Below are 22722 nucleotides of genomic sequence, written 5' to 3' on the forward strand. Positions count from 1 at the left end.
CGCCGTAAGCACGTGCACACCCGTATGGCACGAGCAACCTGACACCGTGTTAAAATCGCCGGTCAATCCGGTCTAGCACATAGACGTAATGCGTCTTCAGGAGAGGTAATGTCGGGCAATTCTACGGGTCTGTTATTCAGCGTCACTTCGTTTGGCGAATCGCATGGTCCTGCGATCGGCTGCGTGGTGGATGGTTGTCCTCCGGGGATGGAATTGTCGGCCGAAGATATCCAGCTTGAACTGGATCGTCGCAAACCCGGCACGTCGCGCCACGTAACCCAGCGCAAAGAACCCGATACCGTCGAAATTCTGTCCGGCGTATTTGAAGGCAGGACGACGGGCACGCCGATTGCGCTGTTGATACGCAATCAGGATCAACGCAGTCAGGACTACGGCAAGATCGCCGAAACCTTTCGTCCTGGCCATGCCGACTACACCTACTGGCATAAGTACGGCATCCGCGATTACCGCGGTGGCGGTCGCTCGTCCGCGCGCGAAACCGCCGTGCGGGTCGCGGCGGGCGCCATTGCCAAGAAATGGCTGAAAGAGCATCACAACATCGAAATCCGTGGCTATATGAGCCAGCTTGGCACCATCGAAATCCCGTTCCAGCGCTGGGAAGATGTGCCAACCAACCCGTTCTTCGCACCCGACAACGCCATCGTGCCGCAGCTCGAAGCCTATATGGATGAAATCCGCGCCCAGCGCGATTCCGTCGGCGCCAAAATCTCGGTGATTGCCGAAAACGTGCCGGTAGGTTGGGGCGAGCCCGTCTATGACCGCCTCGACGCCGATATCGCACATGCCATGATGAATATCAACGCGGTTAAAGGTGTGGAAATCGGCGCTGGTTTTGATAGCGTGGCGCAACTTGGCTCGGTGCATTGTGACGAGCTGACGCCTGAAGGCTTCGCCAGCAACCATGCCGGTGGCGTGCTGGGGGGAATTTCCAGCGGCCAGGATATCGTCGTGCATATCGCGGTCAAACCCACCTCCAGCATCGCGCAAGAACGTCGCTCGATTGATAAGGCAGGCAACCCGGTCATGATGGCCACCACGGGCCGGCATGATCCCTGCGTGGGTATCCGCGCGACGCCGATTGCCGAAGCGATGTTGGCGTTGGTACTGATTGATCACGCGCTGCGTCATCGTGCGCAGTGCGGCGACGTTAAAGTAGACACGCCGCGCATTCCTGGAAAAATTGCGCGCTGAACTCCGCTCACTCCAAGAGGCGCTACCATGAACAAGTACGGTTACCTGAGTGTCTGCATTGCTTTGCTCGCAGTGTTGGCTGGTTGTGCCACCACGCCGCCGCAATTCGTGGCGCAGGTTACCGTGCGACATAACATCGCCAGTGATGTACATGGCAAGCGCTTCTTGTTTGCGCAAACCGCCAACCAGACGCAAAGCCTGCTGGAAAAGCAGGTGCAAGCGCAGGTGGCCAATCAGCTGATTATGGCGGGCTTGCAGCAAGCCGCTGTGCCTGGCGATGCGGACTGGCTGGTCTCGCTCAGCTACGGCGTCGATAACGGCCAGATTATCGTCACCCAGGAACCGATCTGGGGACCGGTGGGCTACGACGTCTATTACGGCCGTTATCCCGGCTACGGCGGTTATTTCTATTCGCCGATGTTCTACCCGCAGACCGGCATCGTCGGCATGCAACCGATTCAGACCACCATCTATACCAGCACGCTCGCCGTCGACATTTCAGATCGTCGCCTGTTGCAGAGCAACCAGTTCGCCAAGTTATATGAGGGCAAAGCGATCAATCGTTCGCAGCAGCAAGATCTGGACTGGACCCTGCCTTGGCTGGCGCGCGCGCTGTTGCAAAGCTTCCCTGGTTTCTCAGGCCAGACCACGACCGTGCGGATACCGCTGCAGCAAGCGGCTACCCCAGCTGCGCCAGCAACTGCCCCGGCCGTCGCTAACTAGCCGCCACGCCGTCAGTCCGCGCACGCGCTGTAAGCAGGGTTGGCCGGTTTTCGCTACAATGCCGCCAATCTTTGCCGGAACGACTTTGTGACCCCAGAACAGTATTGTGAAGACAAGGCGGCCGCCAGCGGCTCCAGTTTCTATTACAGCTTTCGTTTTCTGCCGCTGGAAAAGCGCCGCGCCATCATGGCGCTGTATGCGTTTTGCCGCGAAGTCGACGATGTTGTCGATGAAACGCACGATGACAACGTCGCGCGCACCACGCTTAACTGGTGGCGTAGCGAAGTCGACAATATGTTTGCCGGCGCGCCGCAACACCCGGTCACCAAGGCGTTGTTGCCGGCCGTGCAACGCTACGACATGCCGCGCGAGCTGCTGCTCGAAATCATCGATGGCATGGAGATGGACCTGGATATGGCGCGCTACGCCACGTTCAAGGATCTGCAGCTGTACTGTTATCGCGTTGCCTCGGTGGTAGGGCAACTGGCAGCGCAAATTTTCGGCTACACCGATCACAAAACGCTGCGTTACGCCCACGATCTCGGCTTGGCGTTCCAACTGACCAATATCATTCGCGACGTCGGCGAAGATGCGCGCCGCGGCCGTATCTATCTGCCGGTGGAAGATCTGCAGCGTTTCAATGTGCCGGCCGCCGATATCCTCAATTTCAAAGAATCCGAGCAATTTGGCGCATTGATGAATTTCCAGATTGAGCGCGCCGAACATTACTACCAGCAAGCGCTGGCGCAACTGCCTGCGGTCGATCGTAAAAACCAGCGTACAGGCCTCGTGATGGCGGCCATTTATCGCGCCACGTTGGAAGAGATCAAGCGCGATGGCGTGACCCATGTGCTCAATCAGCGCCTTAGCCTGACGCCGATTCGCAAGCTATGGCTGGCCTGGCGGACTTGGTGGTTTGGCTAAGCACGCGGATTTGAGCAGGCCCAAACGGATTGCGGTCGTCGGTGGCGGCTATGCCGGCATGGCGGCTGCGGTGCGCCTCGTCCAGGCTGGCTGTACCGTGCAGGTATTCGAAGCGGGACCGGCGCTGGGTGGGCGCGCACGCCGCGTCAACGTACCCGAGGGCGAACTCGATAACGGCCAGCATCTGCTTCTGGGCGCGTATGGCACGTTGCTCGGCTTGATGCGCGAAGTCGGCGTAGACCCCGCGCAGGTGTTTCTCGACGCGCCCCTCGATCTGCAAGTCGACCCGGATTTCCGCCTGCATTGCCCTGATCTTCCCGCGCCGTTGCATAGCCTGGTGGGTTTGCTGCGCGCCCAAGGTTTAAGCGTCAGCGGCAAGCTGGCACTCGTGCGCGCTTTGTTGCAAGCACAACTGGCGCGCTGGCGCACGCGGCCCGACTGGACCGTTCGCGACTGGCTGCAGGCGCGCGCACAACCGGCTGATCTGATCGAGCGCTTCTGGCGCCCATTGACCGTCGCCGCGTTGAATACGCCACCGGAAATCGCCTCAGCCCAGGTTTTACTGAATGTATTGCGCGATTCGCTTGGTGGTCCCGCGTTTGCGTCGCATATGTTGTTTCCGCGTGTGGATTTTTCCGCGTTGTGGCCGGAGCCGGCGGGGCGCTACGTCGAGCGGCATGGCGGTAAAATCCAGTGCGGCAGCATGGTGCGGCGGATTGAGCCGATTGCCGCGGGTTACCAGATCGACGCCGCCCCGGACGATGCTTTCGATGGCGTGGTTCTGGCTGTTTCGCCGCATCGCCTGCAAAGCGTAACGGCCAATTTGCCGGCGCTGGCAGATACCGCTGCCCGATTACAACAATGGCCGTATCAGCCGATTGTGACGGTGTACAGCCAATACGATGCGGTTTGCCAGCTTTCTGCACCGATGCTGGGGCGCTCTACCGGCGTATGCCAATGGATTTTTGATCGCAACTACACCCACGCCACGCCCGGTCTGATCGCCGTGGTGATTTCGGCCAACGGCGCGCATATGCAATGGTCGCAAGCCGAACTGGCGGCGCAGGTCGCTACAGAACTTGGCGCCGCTTATGGCTGGCCCGCGCCACGATGGCAGCGTGTGATCAGTGAAAAACGGGCCACTTTTGCGTGCACACCCGATTTGCAACGCCCGCCCAATGCCACGCCGTACAACACGGTATGGCTGGCGGGCGACTATACGGCCGGCGATTATCCGGCAACGCTTGAAGGCGCAGTGCGCAGCGGCGTTGCGGCGGCGGTCGGCCTGATGATTGAGCTTAATAAGGAACAGCAAGCATGAACTGGAAAACCCACACCCCCGTCGCGGACGCATTCAAGGATCGTGTGATCCTGGTGACCGGGGCGGGTGGCGGCATCGGTGAGGCCGCGGCCATGGCGCTGGCGGCGCATGGCGCAACCGTGATTCTGCTCGGCCGCAATGAAAAGAAACTGGCGCGCGTGTACGACGCTATCGAAGCGGCGGGCTATCCGCGTCCGGCTGCCATTCCGCTGGACCTTAACAAAGCCGGCGAGCCCGAATTTGCCCAACTGGGCATGGCAATCAGCAAAGAATTCGGCCGGCTCGATGGCATTCTGCATTGCGCCACCGCGTTTGCGTTTTTGTCGCCGCTGGCCAACCAGAAAATGGATGAATGGATTGAGCAATTCCGCGTCAATGTCGCCGCGCCGTTTGCGCTGACGCGCGCGCTGACGCCGCTGCTGGTGGCCGCGCCAGACGCAGCGGTGCTGGTGCTGGGCGAAACGCACGCGTTGGAGCCGAAAGCCTATTGGGGCGGCTTTAGCGCTTCGCGCGCGGGCCAACGCAACTGGGTAGAGATTGCTGCGGATGAGTGGGAAGCGCACGGCCATCTGCGCATCAACTTGTTTGTACCGGGGCCGGTGCATTCGCCCAATCGCACCAAAACCCATCCGGCCGAAGCGTGGTCCGAATTGCCGAAGATGGAAACCCTGCTGCCCGCGCTGTTGTATTGGCTGGGCGGGGACAGCCGTGGTCAGAGCGGTAAGGTATTGCGCTTTGATGCGGCCGCGTGAGCGGTAAAAAGCGTAAATAAGTCATAGATGTGAACTTAGTGTTGTATATGCGCACTAAACGTAAGACTCGCTTGCATTTATTGCTGCGCAGTGCCAGCGCTCCGCTGGTTGGGGTCACGCCCCACATAGCGTCTCCATCTATTGGCTGATTAGGCCCCGCAACTGCGGGGCTTTTTTTTTGCGCTGGATTTCGTACCCCGATTGTCGCTGGCCATAACGGCAGTTTTTTTGTTCCAGGCGATAAGCCGCCGCCGTACGCGGCCGCTGCACACTGGTAAAATCGCGCGTTCCGCATCGTTGAAATCACCATGACCCTTCAGGATATCTTTGCCACGGACGGCCCGTTTGGCCAGGCGTTCCCCGGCTACAAGTTGCGCCAGCAACAGCTGGAGATGGCGCTCGCCGTGGAAGAAGCCATCAAGTCCAAGGGCCAACTGATCGCCGAGGCTGGCACCGGCACGGGCAAAACCTTTGCCTATCTGGTGCCCGCGATCATGGGGGGCGGCAAAACCATCCTGTCCACCGGCACCAAGACCTTGCAGGACCAGCTATTCCATCGCGATCTACCGTTGGTGCGCGATGTACTCAAAGTACCGGTCACGGTGGCGCTGCTTAAAGGCCGAGCCAATTACGTCTGTCATTACCATCTGGAGCGCGCCAAACACGAAGGCCGCTTTATGCGTAAAGAAGACATCATCGATCTGCAGAAGGTGGAGCGTTACGCCAAAACCAGCCAGTCCGGCGACAAAGCCAGCTGCGCCGGTGTGCCCGAAGACGCGCCGATCTGGCAGCACGTTACGTCCACGCGCGACAACTGCCTGGGAGGCGACTGTCCCAATCACAAAGAATGCTTTGTACTGAAGGCCCGCAAAGACGCGCAAGAGGCCGATGTGGTGGTGGTGAATCACCATCTGTTTTTTGCCGATGTCTGGCTGCGCGATGAAGGCGCGGGCGAACTGTTGCCGGCCTGTAATACCGTCATCTTCGACGAGGCGCATCAACTGCCCGAAGTCGCCAGCCTGTTCTTTGGCGAGACCGTGACCAGCGGCCAGTTGGTTGAATTGGCGCGGGATTCGCGCACCGAAGCGCTGGTGGTGGCAAAAGATTTCGTTAAATTGCCGCAGGCGGCGGAAGCGTTGGAGAAAGCCGTTCGCGATTTCCGCCTGGTATTCAAGCCCGAGCCCGCGCGCGTGCCGCAACATCAGGTAGCCGATCTGCCCGGTTACAACGAGGCGCTGCTCGATATGGTCAGCAAGCTCGATACGCTGCGTGATCTACTGGTGGCGCAAGCTGAGCGCGGTGAGGGCATCGAGAACGCTGGCCGGCGCGCGCAAGAATTGCGCGAAACGCTGAAGCATTGGCAAGCCGGGGATAGCGAAGAAGCGGTGCACTGGCTGGATATCACTCCGCACGGCTTTATGCTGCATGCCACGCCGCTCAATATCGCCAAGCTGTTCCAGAAACAACTGAATGCCAGCCCGCGCGCCTGGGTATTTGCCTCAGCGACGCTGGCGGTCAACGGCAAGTTCACCCATTTCCAGCATGAACTGGGCTTGTGGCAAGCCGAAACCGCGACTTGGGACAGTCCGTTTGATTACAAACAGCAAGCGGTGCTGTATGTGCCGCAAAACATGCCCGATGCCAACGCGCCCGATTTCACCCGCAAGGTCATCGAGCGCGCGTGGCCTTTGCTGCAGGTTACGCAGGGCCATGCCTTTCTGTTGTTTACCTCGCTGCGCGCAATGCGTGAGGCGCACGAGCTGGTTATCCAGTTGCTAAAAGATAACGGGCTGGACTGGCCGGTGTTGCTGCAAGGCACTGGCTCGCGCACCGAGCTGCTTGACCAGTTTCGTCGCTCGCCCAATGCCATCCTGGTGGCCAGCCAGACCTTCTGGGAAGGCATCGATGTCAAAGGTCAGCAGCTTTCTTTGGTGGTGATCGACAAGCTGCCATTCTCGCCACCCGATGACCCGGTGCTGGCCGCGCGCATCGAACAAATGAACAAAGCCGGCCGTAGCGCCTTCGTCGATTATCAATTGCCGCACGCTGCCATCACGCTCAAGCAAGGGGCAGGGCGCTTGATCCGCGATGAGACCGATATCGGCATCCTGATGATCGCCGACACGCGGCTGGTGGATAAACCGTATGGCAAGCTGCTGTGGAAAAGCCTGCCGCAGATGTATCGCACCCGCGAAGTCGACACCGTAAAACGATTCTTTGAAGCCAAAACCAACCATGCCGCGTCCCGACAAGAGCAAAGCCCGTCCGAAACTGGTGAAGCAAGCCCCAACGCCTAAGGCGTCCACCACGGGCCGCCTGCTGGGCGTGCTGCTGTTGCTGGTGCTGCTGGCGGGCATCATGGGCGGCATCTGGATTTACAACGCGGTGTCGCAGCCTTTGCCGCTGCGCACGGTACCGCTCGACTTTGAGCTGGGCCCGGGTAGCGTGCGGCGTGTGGCCGATCAATTGGAACAACAGGGCGTCATTGATTCGCCACTGCTGTTTCGCGCGGTCTCACGCGTGACCGGCGCCGAGCGCCATATCATCGCGGGCAGCTACACGCTGACCACCGCGCCCAGCCTGCTACAGCTGCTGAAGAAACTCACCGATGGCGATGTCACTTCGGTGTCTTTTACCTTGATTGAAGGCGCCAACTGGCGTGCGTTTCGCAAGCTGCTGGATGACAACCCGGCCATCCGCCACGACAGCGCGGGCATGACCGACGCGCAATTGCTGGCCGCGCTCAAGATTGACGCGCCTACGCCGGAAGGGATGTTTTTCCCCGATACCTACCATGTGGACCGCGGCAGTTCCGATCTGAAATTGCTGGCGCACGCGCATGACCGCATGCAGAAGAAGCTCGATGCCGCGTGGGCGCAACGCGCGCCGGATTTGTTGCTGAAGACGCCGTATGAAGCGCTGATTCTGGCCTCGCTGGTGGAAAAAGAAACCGGCCACGCGCCTGATCGTCCGCTGGTGGCCAGCGTGTTCCTCAACCGCTTGAAGGCGGGCATGCGGCTGCAAACGGACCCCACGGTCATCTACGGCATGGGCGAGCGATATACCGGTGCGCTGCATAAAGTCGATCTGGAGACCGACACCGTCTACAACACGTACACGCGCGCCGGCTTGCCGCCGACACCGATCGCTTTCCCGGGCCAGGCGTCGTTGCTGGCGGCGGTGCAACCGGCGACGTCGCGCGCGCTGTATTTTGTGTCGCGCGGCGATGGCAGCTCGCAATTCTCGGAAAGCCTGAATCAACACAATGCGGCTGTGCGCAAATACATCCTGCAAACTGCGCCTGTCAGCGGCGCTTCTGCGCCGTAACGTGTAGTCAAAATTTAACAGCTACAAAAAATCGTTGATTTTTATGCTGCACTGCGTAAAAATTCACCCAGCGTTTTGCCACGTATTCACCTGCCGGGCTTGGCCCCGGCATGCGTTACGCGTTAAACCAGAAATCAGCGCAGCTTTGGTCTGATCGGCGCGATGCCTGATTTTATGCCGTGTGCACCACTACCCGTGGCGTTCGCGCGTGTAGGGCGGTGTGCGGTTCCATACCCTGGACGGCATATCTCCCGCCATGCAACAGCGAAGGGCCGGGATGTTGCAAGGCGGGTTTGAGGCGCGTAGTGGGTGTTGTGAAATTACGTAACGCGAGATCGGGATGATCCGCGCTGGGGTTTGGCGATGGGCTCGAAAGGGCGCGTTGGCAATGTGTAGCTGTACCTGTCCAACCGGCTTGGCGATGGCACGGTCAAGTCCGGAATTTGTGAGCCACAACCCTGGGGTTGTGGCTCTTTTTTCGTGCCCGATTCCGGCCGCGCTAATGGCAACCCGGTGCTTAGTGGATGCCGCCCGTGGCGTGGAAGCGCCGTTCCAGCCGGGCAACACCGGCCGCCATCACCATCGTTAAAATCAGATAGATAAACGCGATGGTCAGATACGGCTCCCAGAAGCGCGAATACACGCCCGCCACGGTACGCGCGGCATAGGCGAGGTCAGCAAAGCCAATTACCGAAATCAGCGAGCTGTCTTTCAGCAGCATGATGGCTTCGTTGCCCAGCGGCGGCAGCATGCGGCGAAACGCCTGCGGCACCACCACATAGCGCATCGATTGCCAGTAGTTCATGCCCAGCGAGCGCGACGCCTCGGTCTGTCCGCGCGCAATCGACTGGATGCCGGCACGGAAGATCTCGGTGATATACGCGCCCGCGTTCAGTGTCAGCGCCACCAGGCCTGACATGAACGCGCCATATTCCTGGCGTAGGCTGGTAGCCAGATCACCGGAGATCAACAGCCCATCCGTGGGATGGACCAGCAGCGGCATCACGGCAAAATGGATCAGCAAAATCTGTACAAACAGCGGCGTGCCCCGGAAAAAGGTCACGTAGATGGTGGCCGGCCAGCGCAGCAGCAGGCGCACCGGATATTTCCATGGGCCGTGTTTGATATCGGACAGGCGCGCCATGCCGGCAAACAAGCCGATCAGCGTGCCGAGGATCACGGCAATAAACGTGATCAGCAGGGTCATCTTGGTGCCGTCGATAAACATCTGGCGGTATTCCCAGATGTTCTGCAACTGAACGGCTTGCAGGGCGGGAACAGTCTTCTGCGCGTGTTCCCAGAATGCGGTGAAATCCATGGTGTTCGGTCTTTCCGGCGCGGCCGTAGCAAAGATAAAAAGCGGCATACAGCATGAAAAGAAGCGCAAACCTTCCGGCGTGCGCTTCTTTGCTCTGACGGCAGGGCCGCGGAGTGATGTTACGGCTTACTTGCCAAAGTACTTTTTGTAGATCTTGTCGTAGGTGCCGTCGGCCTTGATGGCGGCGATGCCCTTGTTCAGCTTGGCCAGCAGATCAGCGTTGCCCTTGTGCACGGCAAAGCCGTACGACTCTTTGGCGAACGATGCATCGTCGATGGTCTTCAGCTTGGCCCCCTTGTTGTTGGCCACGTAGTTGGTGACCACGCCGTTATCGGCCACAACTGCGTCGACGCCGCCCGACAGCAGTTCTTGAATGGCCAGCGGGGTCGATTCAAAACGCTTGATGTTGGGGTTGGTCTTGCCCAGCAGCTTCTGCACGACTTCGTCACCGGTGGTGCCGGTTTGCACGGCCACTTTCAGGTTTTTAAGGTCAGCAAACTTGGCCACCTTGCTGCTGCCCGATACGGCAATCAGCTGCTTGGCGTCAAAGTACGGATTGGTGAAATCCATGGTTTGCTTGCGTTCCGGCGTGATGGTGACGGCAGACGCCACGATATCGCGGTCGCCGGTGGCCAGCGTCGCAAAAATGCCTTCCCACGGCGTGTTGATGAATTTGACTTCGATGCCGGCCTTGGCAGCGGCAGCGGTCAGCACATCCACATCAAAACCAACCACTTCTTTCTTGTCATTCATCGATTCGAACGGCGCGTACGACGCGTCGGTGGCGACCTGGTAGGTTTTGCCTGCGGCAAACACGGGCGCCGAAAAGGCGAGGGTGCAGGCCAGTGCTGCGAACAGCTTGCCAAACTTGCGTTGCATATGAGAACTCCTTGGGGGGCTATCAAAATATATCGATGACGTTTTGTACTTGTTGGCAGCATCGTGCACGCCGGTCACATCATGCGCGGACCCGAGGGTAGGGGCGCAGTGACTATGCAGCAATCAGGGTTATCCCCTGGACTGTACGGGTGCCAGCGTAGGGCAAGTGTGCTGGTATGACTAAAGCAATAATTCTTCCAGGTCGCTGAGCCGCGCCTGTAATTGCGGCAGGCTGCTCGTCAGTTGCGCGGGCGGAATATGTAAACGCGCTGCAGATTCGGGCGGCATGGCGTTCAGCGCCGCCGTTATCCCGCTTTCATCTGCGCCCGCTTTTGCCACAGCGGCGCTCAATGCCAGTGCGCTATGCAGGATATCGGCCAAGGGGTGGGGCTGTGCTTCCGGGTCATGTTGATAGCGAATGGCCGCGCGCAGTTCTTCCGGAAAATTCCAGCGCCGCGCCAGCTCTTCGCCCGCTTGCACATAATCAACGCCGAGCACTGCGCGTTGTTGTTGTGCGCGCTCGGGCCCGGCCGGGAGTTGTTTGTCGGTCTTGGCAATTGCCTCTGGCGCTGCAAGATGGAGCAGCAGTTCACCAATGTTGTGCATTAGTCCGGTGCTGAATGCCAGGCCGCCCGGCGAATGGCTGATGTCGGCCAGCCATTGGCAGTAGGTGGCCACACACAGGCTTTCGCGCCAGAAGCGACGCCGATCCAGCCCGGGGATCAAGACGAACGCGCCCGTCACCGCACTGGCCACCACCAGCGTTCGCATCGTGTTAAAGCCCAGCACCACCAGCGCATCGCCCACCGAACCGACGCGACGCGATGCGCCAAATGCTGCCGAGTTAGCCAGCCGCAACACTTTAGCGGTGATGACCTGATCATGCGAAATCTGTGTGATCAGATCGTCAACGTCGACATTCTCGGCGCTAAAGCTATCGATCAGCGCCTGCGCCACGCGCGGCATGGCGGGCAGCTTGTGTGTTTGCTGGAATACATCATCAAGTCTCATGCGCGCCGTCCTGAGATGCGGGTAGAGTCATCCTGACGCACTGCTCCAGGGCACGCAACCGACTGTTGTGGCGAACAAACAAAAGCCGCCCGAAGGCGGCTTTTGCGTGATGCGCTGACGGTTTGGCGTCGCGCTTGCGGTACGGCGATTACAGCGGCTTGGTCTCGATCTGCACCAGCGATTCGTCAGCCGACTGTGCCGGCGCAGCAACGTGATCGCTGCGGCGGGTACGGTCTTCGACTTCGACGGTTTCGACCGCAACCGGTGCGGCGGCAGCCACGGTTTCGACTTGCTGCAGCGGTTCTGCTGCGGCAGCCGGCGCCGCATTGGCCTGCGAGTCACGGCGGCGACGGCGGGCCGGTGCGGCGGCGGCCGCATCGGCTACCGGTGCAGCTGCTGCACGGGTCGACACCATCACCAGACCAACCTCATCCAGACTAGCGACTTGCACTTTCGGTGCCGCCGCAGGTGCGGCTGCAGGTGCGGCCGCAGGTGCAACTGCAGGTGCCGGAGCGGCAGCCATTTCCGCCACCGGGCCGGGTGCGGCTTCGACCGGCGCAGCGGCTTTCGCAGCAGGCGTTTCGTCAAACAGGCCAGGTTGCAGCGACGGCGATGCCGCCACCACTTCCGCCACGGTTTCAGCGGGCGCAGCCACGACCGGTGCGGATGCGGCAGCCACCGGAGCAGCCACTTCAACCACCGCCGAGATCACCGGATCGGCCGCCAGCGGCGTCACCGCTACCGACGGTGCGGCAACAGCTTCGGCCACCACCGGGGCAGCGGCGGCAGCAGCCACCACGGCATCCAGATGGGTAACACGCGTACCCGATGCAGCGGGTGCCGGAGCAGGTGCTGCGACCGGAGCCGGAGCAGCTTCAGCCACCGGCGCAGCGGCAACCGGAGCAGCTTCCACCGGCGCAGTGGCCGCCGGAGCAACTTCCACCGGCGCAGCAACGATCGGCGCAGCGGGCTTGTCTTCCGGCACAGCCACGGCAACCGGCGCTGCCTCTGCCGCAGGCGCTACCGCTTCGGCGATGGTGGCCGGGGCGCTGGCTTGCTTGGCGGCGTTGATGGCAGCCGCCCATTCCGATTGCACTTCGTTCACTTCAGCCGAAACCGGTGCGGCAGGCGCAACCGGGGCTGCGGCAGTAGTCACTTGCGGTTCACCCGCATCAACGGCGTTTTCGCTTTCAGCGGTCAGGCCATTGACGTTGGTTTCCACATTGGCGCTATCGGTGCGGTCGCGACGATCACGACGGCCACGACGACGACGGCTACGGCCTTCGCCGCCTTCCGTCGTTGCAACCGGGGTTTCACCGGTAACGGCGTCGACTGCGGCTTCTGCAGTGGCCTGGACTTCCTTGTCTTCCAGCACGGGCTTGGGCGCACGTTCCTGACGCGGCGGACGCTCGGCGCGCGGTGCACGCGGCTCTTGCGTACCGGCTACGGCTTCGGCATTGCGATCAGTGCGTTCCGGACGCTCAGTGCGCTCGCCACGGTCAGCGCGTTCTGCGCGTTCCGGACGCTCGCCACGCTCACCGCGTTCGCCACGGTTGCGTTCGTTGCGTTGCTCGTTACGGGCGGCGCGGGCGCTGATGTCTTCTTCAATGCGCGGCTTGCCGCCACCGTTGTTGCGACGCGGCTGTTCGCCTTGCGCGCCGGTGCGCTCTTCACGTTCCGGGCGCGGACCTTTGTTCTCGCCACGTTCGTTGCTGTTGCGACCACCGCGTTCGTTGCGACCGCGACCACCGTTCTGGCCTTGGCCCTGGCCTTGCGGCTGACCATCACGACCATTGCGTTGCGGACGATTACCGGCCGGTTGCGCACGCTTGGCTTCTGCCGGCGCAGGGGTCTCGGCAATCGCCGGTTCGCCCTTGAACCAGTTGGCAATGCGCGTCCAGATGCTGGTGGTGGCCGGCACGGCGGTGGGCGCCACCACGGCTTCGGCTTCACGCGGTGCGGACACCGGAGCCGGTTGTGCCGGGGTAATGCCCTTGACCGCGGCTTCCGGGCGACGCGCTTGTTCTTCGCGGGCCTGATGCGGCTGATAGCCTTCTTCCGGCGGCGCTTCGACCATGCGGTACGACGGACGCAGCTCTTCCACGCTGTTCAGGTCGTCATGACGCAAACGCGTGATCGAGTAGTTGGGGGTTTCCAGATGAATGTTCGGGATCAGCACGGCGCTGACTTTCAGGCGCGCTTCGATCGCAAACAGTTCGGCGCGCTTTTCATTCAGCAAGAAGGTGGCGACGTCGACCGGCACTTGCGCGTGGATGGCGCCGGTGCTTTCTTTCATCGCTTCTTCCTGCATGATGCGCAGGATGTGCAGCGCCGACGATTCGATGCCGCGGATAAAGCCGGTGCCATGGCAACGCGGGCAGGCGATGTGGCTGGTTTCTTCCAGCGACGGCTGCAGGCGTTGACGCGACAGTTCCATCAAACCAAAGCGGCTGATCTTGCCGGTCTGCACGCGGGCGCGGTCATGATGCAGCGCCTCGCGCAGGCGGTTTTCTACCTCGCGCTGGTTCTTCGGGTTTTCCATATCGATGAAGTCGATGACGATCAGGCCACCCACGTCGCGCAGGCGCAACTGACGGGCGATTTCATCGGCGGCTTCAAGGTTGGTGCGCAGTGCCGTTTCTTCGATGTCCGAGCCTTTGGTGGCGCGGGCCGAGTTCACGTCGATCGAGTACAGCGCTTCGGTCTTGTCGATGACAATGGCGCCGCCGGACGGCAACGTGACATCGCGCGAGAACGCGGTTTCGATCTGGTGTTCGATCTGGAAGCGCGAGAACAACGGCACGTCGTCTTGATAGAACTTGACGCGATTGACGTTGCCCGGCATCACGTGGCTCATGAACTGACGCGCTTGCTCATAGATATCGAGCTTGTCGATCAGCAGTTCGCCAATATCAGGCTGGAAGTAATCGCGGATGGCGCGGATGACCAGGCTGGATTCCTGATAGATCAGAAAGGCGCCCGGTTGAGCGCCGCCAGCGCCTTCGATGGCGCGCCACAGTTGCAGCAGGTAGTTCAAGTCCCACTGCAGTTCGTCCACGCTGCGGCCAATGGCGGCGGTGCGGGCGATCAGGCTCATGCCTTGCGGGGTTTCCAGCTGGTCGAGTACGGCGCGCAGCTCCTGACGCTCATCGCCCTCGATGCGACGGCTGACGCCACCACCACGCGGGTTGTTGGGCATCAGCACCAGGTAACGACCGGCCAGACTGATATAGGTGGTCAGGGCTGCGCCCTTGTTGCCACGCTCGTCCTTTTCAACCTGGACGATCAGTTCCTGGCCTTCGCGCAGCGCTTCGCCCGGGCGTACCCGGCCGCCTTCGCTACCGTCGGCGTAATAAGAACGTGCGATTTCCTTGAACGGAAGAAACCCGTGGCGCTCGCAGCCGTAATCCACAAAGCAGGCTTCAAGGCTGGGTTCGATGCGGGTGATGACACCCTTGTAGATGTTGGACTTGCGTTGTTCCTTACCGGCGGTCTCGATGTCGAGGTCGATAAGTTTTTGCCCGTCCACAATCGCAACGCGAAGCTCTTCGGCTTGCGATGCATTGAACAGCATACGTTTCATGTAAAGCGGCTCCCGCACGCACTCGCACGGCGGAACCCGGGCACGACGCCCATTCAGTCCGTCTAATCAATAACCGGTGATCACAAGCAAAATTGCATGATCAAACTGGCCGCGATCGTAAGTCGCGGCCATCAGGCACAAGAGCGGAACGCTGATCTTTCAGGGCGTCTGTGCGTTCTCCATAAAGAGCGCCTGCTTCTGGCAGGCGCCGGAAAAACCGGGTCGTGACGCAAGCTGCTGACTTGTGTTGAGCTTGCGTCCTGGAAAGCTGATGAGTGCGTGAATCTATTGTTACTTTTCGTCGCTGCTTCAGTCGGTCAAGACCTCATGCGGCTGGGCGGGTCCAACAAGCGTCTCGATATCCGAGGGCGTACACGGTACACTCCGGGTCTTTGCCATTGGCATCGCCTGCCTGCACATACATCTGGTTGTCACTTGTTTCATCAGATGTTTTTCATGCGGTGAGCGAGATTAACCGCATTCCCGGTTATCGATGGGCCGATAGAAGCACGTCAGGCGATTCCCGCGCGACATCTCTGGATGTTCGATAAATCGAACCGTCAGAAAGGTACGTAATGAAAGTACGGCGGGAAGGTGATCGCCAGCGTTTGCGACGCATCGGGCCAAAGATCGGGAACAGCGTTACAGCATGTTTGTTCGCGGGCAACTGGCCGGCGAATGTCACTTCAAAATCCTTGCTGCAACGTGTCACAGAGTATAAGTCAAGATGTCTCCGACAAGCAAAGCGTCTGTCAAATTTATCGAAATAGGGTCGGAACAGGCCGGCCAACGGCTGGATAACTTCCTGTTGCGCGAACTGAAAGGCGTGCCCAAAAGCCGCGTCTACAAGATGATTCGCGGTGGCGAAGTGCGCGTTAACAAAGGCCGCGTCGACCAGACTTACCGGCTGGAAGCGGGCGATGTGTTGCGCGTGCCGCCTGTGCGTGTGGCCGAAGGGCCCGATGTGACCCCCGCCGTGGCCGCCAGCGAACGTGTAAGCATGACTGTGCTATTTGAGGATGACGCGCTGTTGGCCATCGACAAGCCAGCCGGCCTGGCGGTGCATGGCGGCTCGGGTGTCAGCTTTGGCGTCATCGAACTGTTGCGAGCGCAACGGCCCGACGCCAAATTCCTCGAACTGGTGCACCGGCTCGATCGCGAAACCTCGGGTATTCTGTTGGTGGCCAAAAAGCGCAGCGCGCTGGTCAAGCTGCACGACATGCTGCGCGACAACCACCGCATCGATAAACGCTATCTGGCGATGGTGAACGGCGTGTGGCCCGATGACAAACGCCATCTGCGCTACAAGTTGTTTAAATACACCACCGCCGACGGCGAACGTCGCGTGCGCGTGACCGCTGATGGCCAAGAATCGCACACCGTGATTTATCGCCGCCAGGTGGGCACACAATATTCATTGGTGGAATGCGAACTCAAGACTGGCCGCACGCATCAGATTCGCGTGCATCTGGCCACCGCCGGCTTCCCGATTCTGGGCGATGAAAAATACGGCGATTTCGCGCTGAATAAACAATTGCCCAAAGAAGGCCTGCGCCGCATGTTTCTGCATGCCTGGCGTTTGACGCTTGACCATCCCATCAGTGGTCAGCCCTTGGCGCTGCATGCGCCGCTGCCGCAAGAGCTGGGCGCATTTGTTGATGCCCACACCGCACCGGGCCGTGTCCCGCTGGAGAAATGACGCAATGCCCAAGCGCTTTGATCTGCTGGTGTTTGACTGGGATGGCACGCTGATGGATTCCACCGGCACCATCACCTCGGCCATCCAGTACGCTTTTGGTGATGCCGGGCTGGATGTGCCCAGCAAACAGGAAGCCAGCTATGTGATTGGCTATGGCCTGAAAGAAGCGATGGCCTATCTGGCCCCGCACGCCGACGACGCCACCATCACACGCATTGTCGAGGCCTACAAACACTATTATCTAGCGCGCGATCAGCAACAGGTGTTGTTTGAGGGTGTGGCTGAGGCGCTGCCGCAGTTTCGCGCCGCCGGTTTCATGCTGGCCGTGGCCACCGGCAAATCGCGCGCCGGGCTGGACCGCGTGCTCAAGGCCACCGGCCTGGGCCCGATGTTTGAAGTAACGCGCACGGCGGACGAAGCGTTCTCCAAGCCGCATCCAGCCATGCTCGAATACATTCTTGATTACACCGGCGTGCTGCCCCAACGCGCGGTGATGATCGGCGACACCACGCATGATCTCGAACTGGGCGCCAACGCGGGTACCGCTTCGATTGCGCTCAATTGCGGCGCACATGCGCCGGCCGCATTAACTGCCGCGCAACCGCTGGCGCAATTCGAGACGTTTGCGGAACTGGCCCAGTGGATTCTGGCGGAGGCGTAAGTGGAGCGCGAAGTCTGCCTCAGCGAAGAACTGGCCGAGCGTGGGCTGGGCCAGCGTTTTGTGGTGGTGCAAAACGGCATGCCGCGCCAAGCCTTTGCCGTGCGCTATCAGGGCCAGCCCTACGGTTATTTGAATAGCTGCGCGCATATCCCGATCGAACTCGACTATCAGCCCGGCGACTTTTGGGATCTAAGCCAGAACTACCTGGTTTGCGCCACGCACGGGGCTTACTACGCCCCGGATACCGGATTGTGTCTGGGCGGGCCTTGCCCCGGTCGTCGTTTACAACCGGTGCCGCTCACTGAACATGATGGTCGCGTATACTTCAGCGAAACTGACGACACACCTGTGATCGCCATCAAGCCTGTCTAAGACCAACCCGAGAGCTCCGATGCAAGACAACTGGGAACGCGAAGTCCTGACCAACCTGCTGCAAGCCGGTCTGAAAGAACAACGGCGGGCGCGGCGCTGGAATATCTTTTTTAAACTGCTGGGCTTTATCACTTTCTTTATTGTGCTGGCGCTGCTCATGGGCTGGTTTGGCAATAAAGAGATGGAAAGCGTCACCACCGGCCCGCACACCGCGATGGTCACCATGCGCGGCGAAATCTCGGCCGATGGCGAAGCCAATGTCGACACCGTGCTCGACGGCCTCACCCAGGCGTTTGAAGACAAAAACACCAAAGGCGTCATCCTCAGCGTCGACAGCCCTGGCGGCAGCCCGGTGCTGGCGGGCCAGTTGCATGACGAAATGGAACGCCTGAAGGCCAAGCACCCCGGCGTGCCGCTGTATGTGGTGGTGGGCGATATTTGCGCGTCCGGTTGTTATTACGCGGCCGTGGCCGCTGATCGTATCTACGCCGACAAGGCATCGATTGTCGGTTCGATTGGCGTCTTGATGGATGGCTTTGGCTTTACCGGGGTGATGGAGAAGTTTGGCGTTGAGCGCCGTCTGCTGACTGCGGGTGCGCACAAGGGCTTCCTTGACCCGTTCTCGCCGCAAAAGCCGGAAGAAAAAGCCAAGGCGCAAGCGATGCTGGATGAAATCCACACCCAGTTTATCGACACCGTCAAAGCCGGCCGTGGTAAAAAACTGGCCACCGACAACCCGGATCTGTTTAGCGGCCTGGTCTGGTCCGGCGCCAGCAGCATCAAGCTGGGCCTGGTGGATGGCCTGGGTTCGGTGGATAGCGTGGCGCGAGACGTCATCAAAGCCGAAGACGTCGTCGACTTTACCCCGCAGCCCGGCTATTTCGACCGCTTTGCCCGTCGTATTGGCGTGGAAGCGGCCGCCAAACTGGCCAGCGAAATGAAACTGACCGTTCACTAACACGCCACGTCGCAACGGGCGCATCTAGCAACAATCGCAGGGGGCAGGGCGCAGCGCGCCAGCCCCCGTTGCGCCCGCTGGCGCTTAGCAACAACGAAGGTGGAGCGACAAGGGGAAACGGCATGGCACGCAAGGTTCGCGCAGAAGAACACGTTAACCACGAACGTTGGCTGGTGTCCTATGCCGACTTCATCACGCTGCTGTTCGCGTTTTTTGTGGTGATGTACGCCATCTCGTCGGTCAACGAAGGCAAGTACCACGTGCTGTCCGATTCGATGGTCAACGCCTTCCAGAACAACCCCACCAATGGCGCGGCCACTGCCATCCGCCTGCCACCCAACCAGACCGCGCAAAGCACCCTGGCGCATATCCAGGTCACCAATTCCAAACCCACACCTGCTCCCAAGCCGGAAGACGCCAAGCTGGAAAAAATGCGCGGCATGGCGGGGGATTTACAGCAGTCGCTGGGTTCGCTCATCCAGCAAGGCAAAGTGCGCGTCACGCAATCGCGTCGCGGCATTGCCGTGGAAATCAGCGATAGCGTGCTGTTTACCTCGGCCAAAGCCGACCTGCAGCCGCAATCAATCGCCGCGTTGCGCGCGGTGGCCGATTCAATCAAGAACACCGACAACCTGATTCAGGTAGAAGGCAATACCGATAACCAGCCGATCCGCTCGCCACAGTACCCGTCCAACTGGGAACTCTCGGCGTCGCGTGCGGCGTCGGTGGTGCGTTTGTTTGTCGATGCCGGCGTGGCGCCCAGCCGCATGGTGGCCATCGGCTACGGCGAATTCCGCCCGGTGGAAAGCAACGACACCGACAGCGGCCGCCAACGCAATCGCCGCGTCACCATCAACATCCTGGCCGACAACCGCGACGAAGTCGCCGTTGTGCCCACCGCCCCCAACTGAGCGTAACGCGCCATGAGCGAGCCGTTTCTGCGCGACCCGCACGTCGTCTGGCGCACCACGCAACTGGTCTTTCGCAACGCGCGCCTGGCGCAATTGATGAGCGTGGCCAATGCCACCATCGTCACGTGGGCCATCAGCACCGACCTCAGCACCAGCGGGTTATCGTTCTGGTGGGCCGCGGTGGCGCTGTGTGCATTTGGCCGCTTGTGGCTGGCCGAGCGCTTTCGCATCAACGCACCGCCACCCAGCGCAGCCTCGCTCTGGCGCAAGCGGTTTTTTATTGGCGCGGCCTTGTCCGCCTTGTGCTGGGCGCTGGGCGGCGCGTGGATCATGCTGTCCGTTTCGCCCTCCGAGCGCGTATTTATGGCGCTGGTGCTGGTCGGCATGCTGGCAGGCGCGGTGCCGATTCTGGCCCCGTCGCCTTGGGCGTTACGCGCCTACGTCGGGCTGCTGATGCTGCCGCTGTTTCTGTTTGCACTTCTTAATAAGGGCAACACCGGTATCGGCTTTGCGCTGCTGCTGATTTTCTTTGTGTTTACCGTGGTGCGCAGCGCGGCTGAATACCACCACGTGCTGATCGAAACCATCGGCCTGGATATCGAAAAAGGCCGGCTGCTGACGCAATTGCGCCAGACATCACATAACCTCGAAGTGGCCAGTCGCGCCAAAGATGAATTCCTGGCCAATATCAGCCACGAAATCCGCACCCCCATGAACGGCATTCTGGGCATGGCGCAATTGCTGTCCGAGCAACAACTGGCGCCCACGCAACGCGAACAAGTGGAAGTGATCCGTGGTTCCACCGATGCGCTGCTGTCGCTGGTTAACGGCGTGCTGGATTACTCGCGCATCGAAGCGGGCCGCTTTGAGCTGGTGCCCGCGCCATTCTCTTCCGCCGATTTGTTGCACGATCTGGAACGCATGTTCGTGCCCCACGCGCGCTCCAAAGGGCTGACGTTTCGCTGCGAGATTGAAACCAGCGTGCCCGCCATGCTGTACGGCGACGCCACGCGGCTGAAGCAGATTCTGGTTAATTTGCTGGGCAACGCGCTCAAATTTACCGAACGCGGCAGCGTTACGCTGACGCTGACTGCACGCCGCCAACGTCTGCCGCAACGGGTGGAACTGATCGCCCACGTGCGCGATACCGGGCCCGGCATTCCTGAATCCCGACGCCAGGAAATCTTCTTACCGTTTACCCAGGCCGATAGCTCGGTGACGCGCAAATTTGGCGGCACCGGTCTGGGGCTGACCATCGCGCAGCGGCTGGTGGCGCTGATGGGCGGGCGCTTGTGGGTGGAAGACAACGCGGGCGGCGGCAGCGTATTTATTTTCCACGTATGGCTACGCGAAACGGCGGGCCCCGCGCTGGAGCCCGAAGCAGACAATCTGCCGGGCATGCATGTGCTGGTGGTGGACGACAACGCGGTTAACTGTCTGGTGGCACGGCGCTTTCTGGAAAAGCTGGGGCATCAGGTCAGCGTGGCCAAAGATGGTGCCGAAGCGTTGGAGATGATCACGCACACGCCGTTTGATGTGGTGTTTATGGATGTGCAGATGCCGGTGATGGACGGCCTGGCCGCCACCTTCCGCCTGCGCCAACTGGAATCCGCAGTCGGCGCGCGCCATTTGCCGGTGATCGCGCTCAGCGCCAACGCCAGCGAAGCAGACCGTGAAGCTTGCCGGCAGGCGGGGATGGACGATTTTGTCGAGAAACCAGTGCGGCCCGAGGCGATTGAGGCAGCGCTGGCGCGGCAACGACGGTAGGGCCTGCATGTATTTCAGCCAGATGCCGTATAGAGCGCTCTTTGATGTGTTACTGGATTATCAGGGCTCCACCACCTGGCAAGATATCCTTGCGCCCTGGTTAGCCGACAACGAAGCGGAGATAGCGTGGTTGCGCGAATTCGGCCAACGCGCAGGCGCACCCATCCCGGTGGCCACGCGGGAAGAACTCAGCCGCCTTTATGCGCTCGGCCGGGTTAACGAAACCTTGCTGCTCGGGTTTCAGCCCTCGATCCATGCTGCCGAACCGGCTGGCCCGATGCTCAGTCTTGACGAATACGAGCGGTTTGCGGCTGCGCTTGGCATGGACTGTCTGAGGCCCGCGACATGGTCTCCGTTCTATCACGAGGTGACCACGCTGCTTGAGAGCCCGAACGCCAGACAGCCCATCGAACTGATCCGCTATGACTGGCCTTGTCTGATGTTGGGCAACCTTCTTTTTTCACGCGCGGGCGTGCGTGTTTCCGCAGGCGCGCGCACCCTGGCTTCGGACCTGATCGCCTCGTCCACCCTGTATTGGGCCTATCACCGCAGAAATCGCCCCGCGAATGATCTTTCACACGGCTGGGGCAGCAACTCGCAATGGGCAACCGATATTCGCCGTGATTACCACCTTGGCGATACCTTCTGGTTTAACGTCGATGGCGAGACAGATCTGACCAATATGGCCGCGGACCATGATTCCGAATCCGGCTTGAGCAAAGCGGAAAGGATTGAGCTGCTGACCCACCGCTGCCTGTTCTCCGCGCCCACAAAGGCCGCCGAGGAACAGTGGCCTTACGATGACACGCTACGCGTCACTTCGGCCGAGTCGGTGAGCTGGTTCGCCAAATTACAATCGATGATCAGCCGACAAAAATGACGCTCGACGTGCACGGGATAACGGTTTGCAATCACCGTAGCTAAACAATCCCGACGGCGTGGTGGCGGTGGGCTGGCTATGGACTGGGTTGTGTGTGTTTGCCGTTGCCAGCTATGGCATGGGGGACTCGGCGTATCTGTCTGGACCCACCACCCAAATTGGCAAACAAGAACAACACACCCAACCACCCGCACGCTTGCCCCTCACGGAGGTATGCAAGAACCGCCGGGCGAACGCCCGCATGCTTGCTTTACCAATTAGGCGTGCAAGAAACGTAGGGTGCGTTACCCCGAAGGGGTCTTGTCCTCGCTTGCGGGGACAACGCACATTTGGGATATGGCACCGAAGTTGCGAAAGACGCGAAATCGGGATGGCGGCAAGGAATGATAGGCATGGCGTCTTCGGGGAAATGTGCGTTGTCCCC

18 protein-coding genes are annotated in these 22722 nt (G+C 60.5%); 14 read left to right on the forward strand and 4 right to left on the reverse strand.

Going from position 1 to position 22722, the window contains the following annotated elements:
• The first annotated feature begins 108 nt into the window (after window positions 1-108).
• From aroC to mltG, 7 genes are all read left to right on the forward strand, one after another.
• Window positions 109-1212, forward strand: a complete 1104-nt coding sequence (gene aroC / locus WG78_RS15240; protein WP_053938708.1) for a chorismate synthase — start codon at window positions 109-111, stop codon at window positions 1210-1212.
• A gap of 27 nt (window positions 1213-1239) precedes the next feature.
• The gene (locus tag WG78_RS15245) at window positions 1240-1935 is read left to right on the forward strand and encodes a DUF4136 domain-containing protein (protein WP_053938709.1); all 696 of its coding nucleotides are present in this window, start codon (window positions 1240-1242) and stop codon (window positions 1933-1935) included.
• An 87-nt stretch (window positions 1936-2022) separates the two neighbouring features.
• A complete protein-coding gene (gene hpnD, locus WG78_RS15250; protein WP_053938722.1) occupies window positions 2023-2859 on the forward strand; it encodes a presqualene diphosphate synthase HpnD in 837 nt (278 codons plus the stop codon).
• Window positions 2860-2869: 10 nt separating this feature from the next.
• On the forward strand, window positions 2870-4180 hold the full coding sequence (gene hpnE, locus WG78_RS15255; protein ID WP_152969233.1) for a hydroxysqualene dehydroxylase HpnE: 1311 nt from the start codon (window positions 2870-2872) through the stop codon (window positions 4178-4180).
• Entirely contained in the window at window positions 4177-4932 is a 756-nt protein-coding gene (locus tag WG78_RS15260) for an SDR family oxidoreductase (RefSeq protein WP_053938711.1), read from the forward strand. The genes hpnE and WG78_RS15260 overlap by 4 nt, the downstream gene beginning before the upstream one ends.
• A 308-nt stretch (window positions 4933-5240) precedes the next feature.
• Complete coding sequence (yoaA, locus tag WG78_RS15265; protein WP_053938712.1) at window positions 5241-7229, forward strand: DNA repair helicase YoaA; 1989 nt, start codon at window positions 5241-5243, stop codon at window positions 7227-7229.
• The gene (mltG, locus tag WG78_RS15270) at window positions 7168-8259 is read left to right on the forward strand and encodes an endolytic transglycosylase MltG (protein ID WP_083459200.1); all 1092 of its coding nucleotides are present in this window, start codon (window positions 7168-7170) and stop codon (window positions 8257-8259) included. The genes yoaA and mltG overlap by 62 nt, the downstream gene beginning before the upstream one ends.
• Before the next feature lie 517 nt (window positions 8260-8776).
• Here the strand turns inward: mltG and WG78_RS15275 are convergent.
• The 4 genes from WG78_RS15275 to WG78_RS15290 form a co-directional block, all read right to left on the reverse strand.
• Window positions 8777-9577, reverse strand: coding sequence for an amino acid ABC transporter permease (locus tag WG78_RS15275; RefSeq protein ID WP_083459206.1), 801 nt, complete (start codon window positions 9575-9577; stop codon window positions 8777-8779).
• Window positions 9578-9703: 126 nt separating this feature from the next.
• Window positions 9704-10456 carry a basic amino acid ABC transporter substrate-binding protein gene (locus tag WG78_RS15280; RefSeq protein ID WP_053938713.1) on the reverse strand — a complete coding sequence of 251 codons (753 nt, stop codon included), beginning with the start codon at window positions 10454-10456 and terminating at the stop codon, window positions 9704-9706.
• A 180-nt stretch (window positions 10457-10636) separates the two neighbouring features.
• Complete coding sequence (locus tag WG78_RS15285; protein ID WP_083459203.1) at window positions 10637-11467, reverse strand: HDOD domain-containing protein; 831 nt, start codon at window positions 11465-11467, stop codon at window positions 10637-10639.
• 148 nt (window positions 11468-11615) lie between these two features.
• Complete coding sequence (locus WG78_RS15290) at window positions 11616-15050, reverse strand: Rne/Rng family ribonuclease (RefSeq protein WP_083459205.1); 3435 nt, start codon at window positions 15048-15050, stop codon at window positions 11616-11618.
• 727 nt (window positions 15051-15777) lie between these two features.
• Here WG78_RS15290 and WG78_RS15295 point away from each other — a divergent pair.
• From WG78_RS15295 to WG78_RS15325, 7 genes are all read left to right on the forward strand, one after another.
• A complete protein-coding gene (locus tag WG78_RS15295) occupies window positions 15778-16749 on the forward strand; it encodes an RluA family pseudouridine synthase (protein WP_053938715.1) in 972 nt (323 codons plus the stop codon).
• A gap of 4 nt (window positions 16750-16753) precedes the next feature.
• Window positions 16754-17410, forward strand: coding sequence for an HAD-IA family hydrolase (locus WG78_RS15300; protein WP_053938716.1), 657 nt, complete (start codon window positions 16754-16756; stop codon window positions 17408-17410).
• A complete protein-coding gene (locus WG78_RS15305; protein WP_053938717.1) occupies window positions 17411-17782 on the forward strand; it encodes a Rieske (2Fe-2S) protein in 372 nt (123 codons plus the stop codon).
• A gap of 19 nt (window positions 17783-17801) precedes the next feature.
• Entirely contained in the window at window positions 17802-18740 is a 939-nt protein-coding gene (locus tag WG78_RS15310) for a S49 family peptidase (protein WP_053938718.1), read from the forward strand.
• 122 nt (window positions 18741-18862) lie between these two features.
• Entirely contained in the window at window positions 18863-19651 is a 789-nt protein-coding gene (motD, locus tag WG78_RS15315; protein WP_053938719.1) for a flagellar motor protein MotD, read from the forward strand.
• A gap of 12 nt (window positions 19652-19663) precedes the next feature.
• Window positions 19664-21418, forward strand: a complete 1755-nt coding sequence (locus tag WG78_RS15320; protein WP_053938720.1) for a response regulator — start codon at window positions 19664-19666, stop codon at window positions 21416-21418.
• Between the two features lie 7 nt (window positions 21419-21425).
• Window positions 21426-22298, forward strand: coding sequence for a hypothetical protein (locus WG78_RS15325; protein WP_053938721.1), 873 nt, complete (start codon window positions 21426-21428; stop codon window positions 22296-22298).
• Window positions 22299-22722: the final 424 nt, after the last annotated feature.

It is taken from the genome of Amantichitinum ursilacus (genome assembly GCF_001294205.1).
In the GTDB taxonomy this organism is placed as follows: domain Bacteria; phylum Pseudomonadota; class Gammaproteobacteria; order Burkholderiales; family Chitinibacteraceae; genus Amantichitinum; species Amantichitinum ursilacus.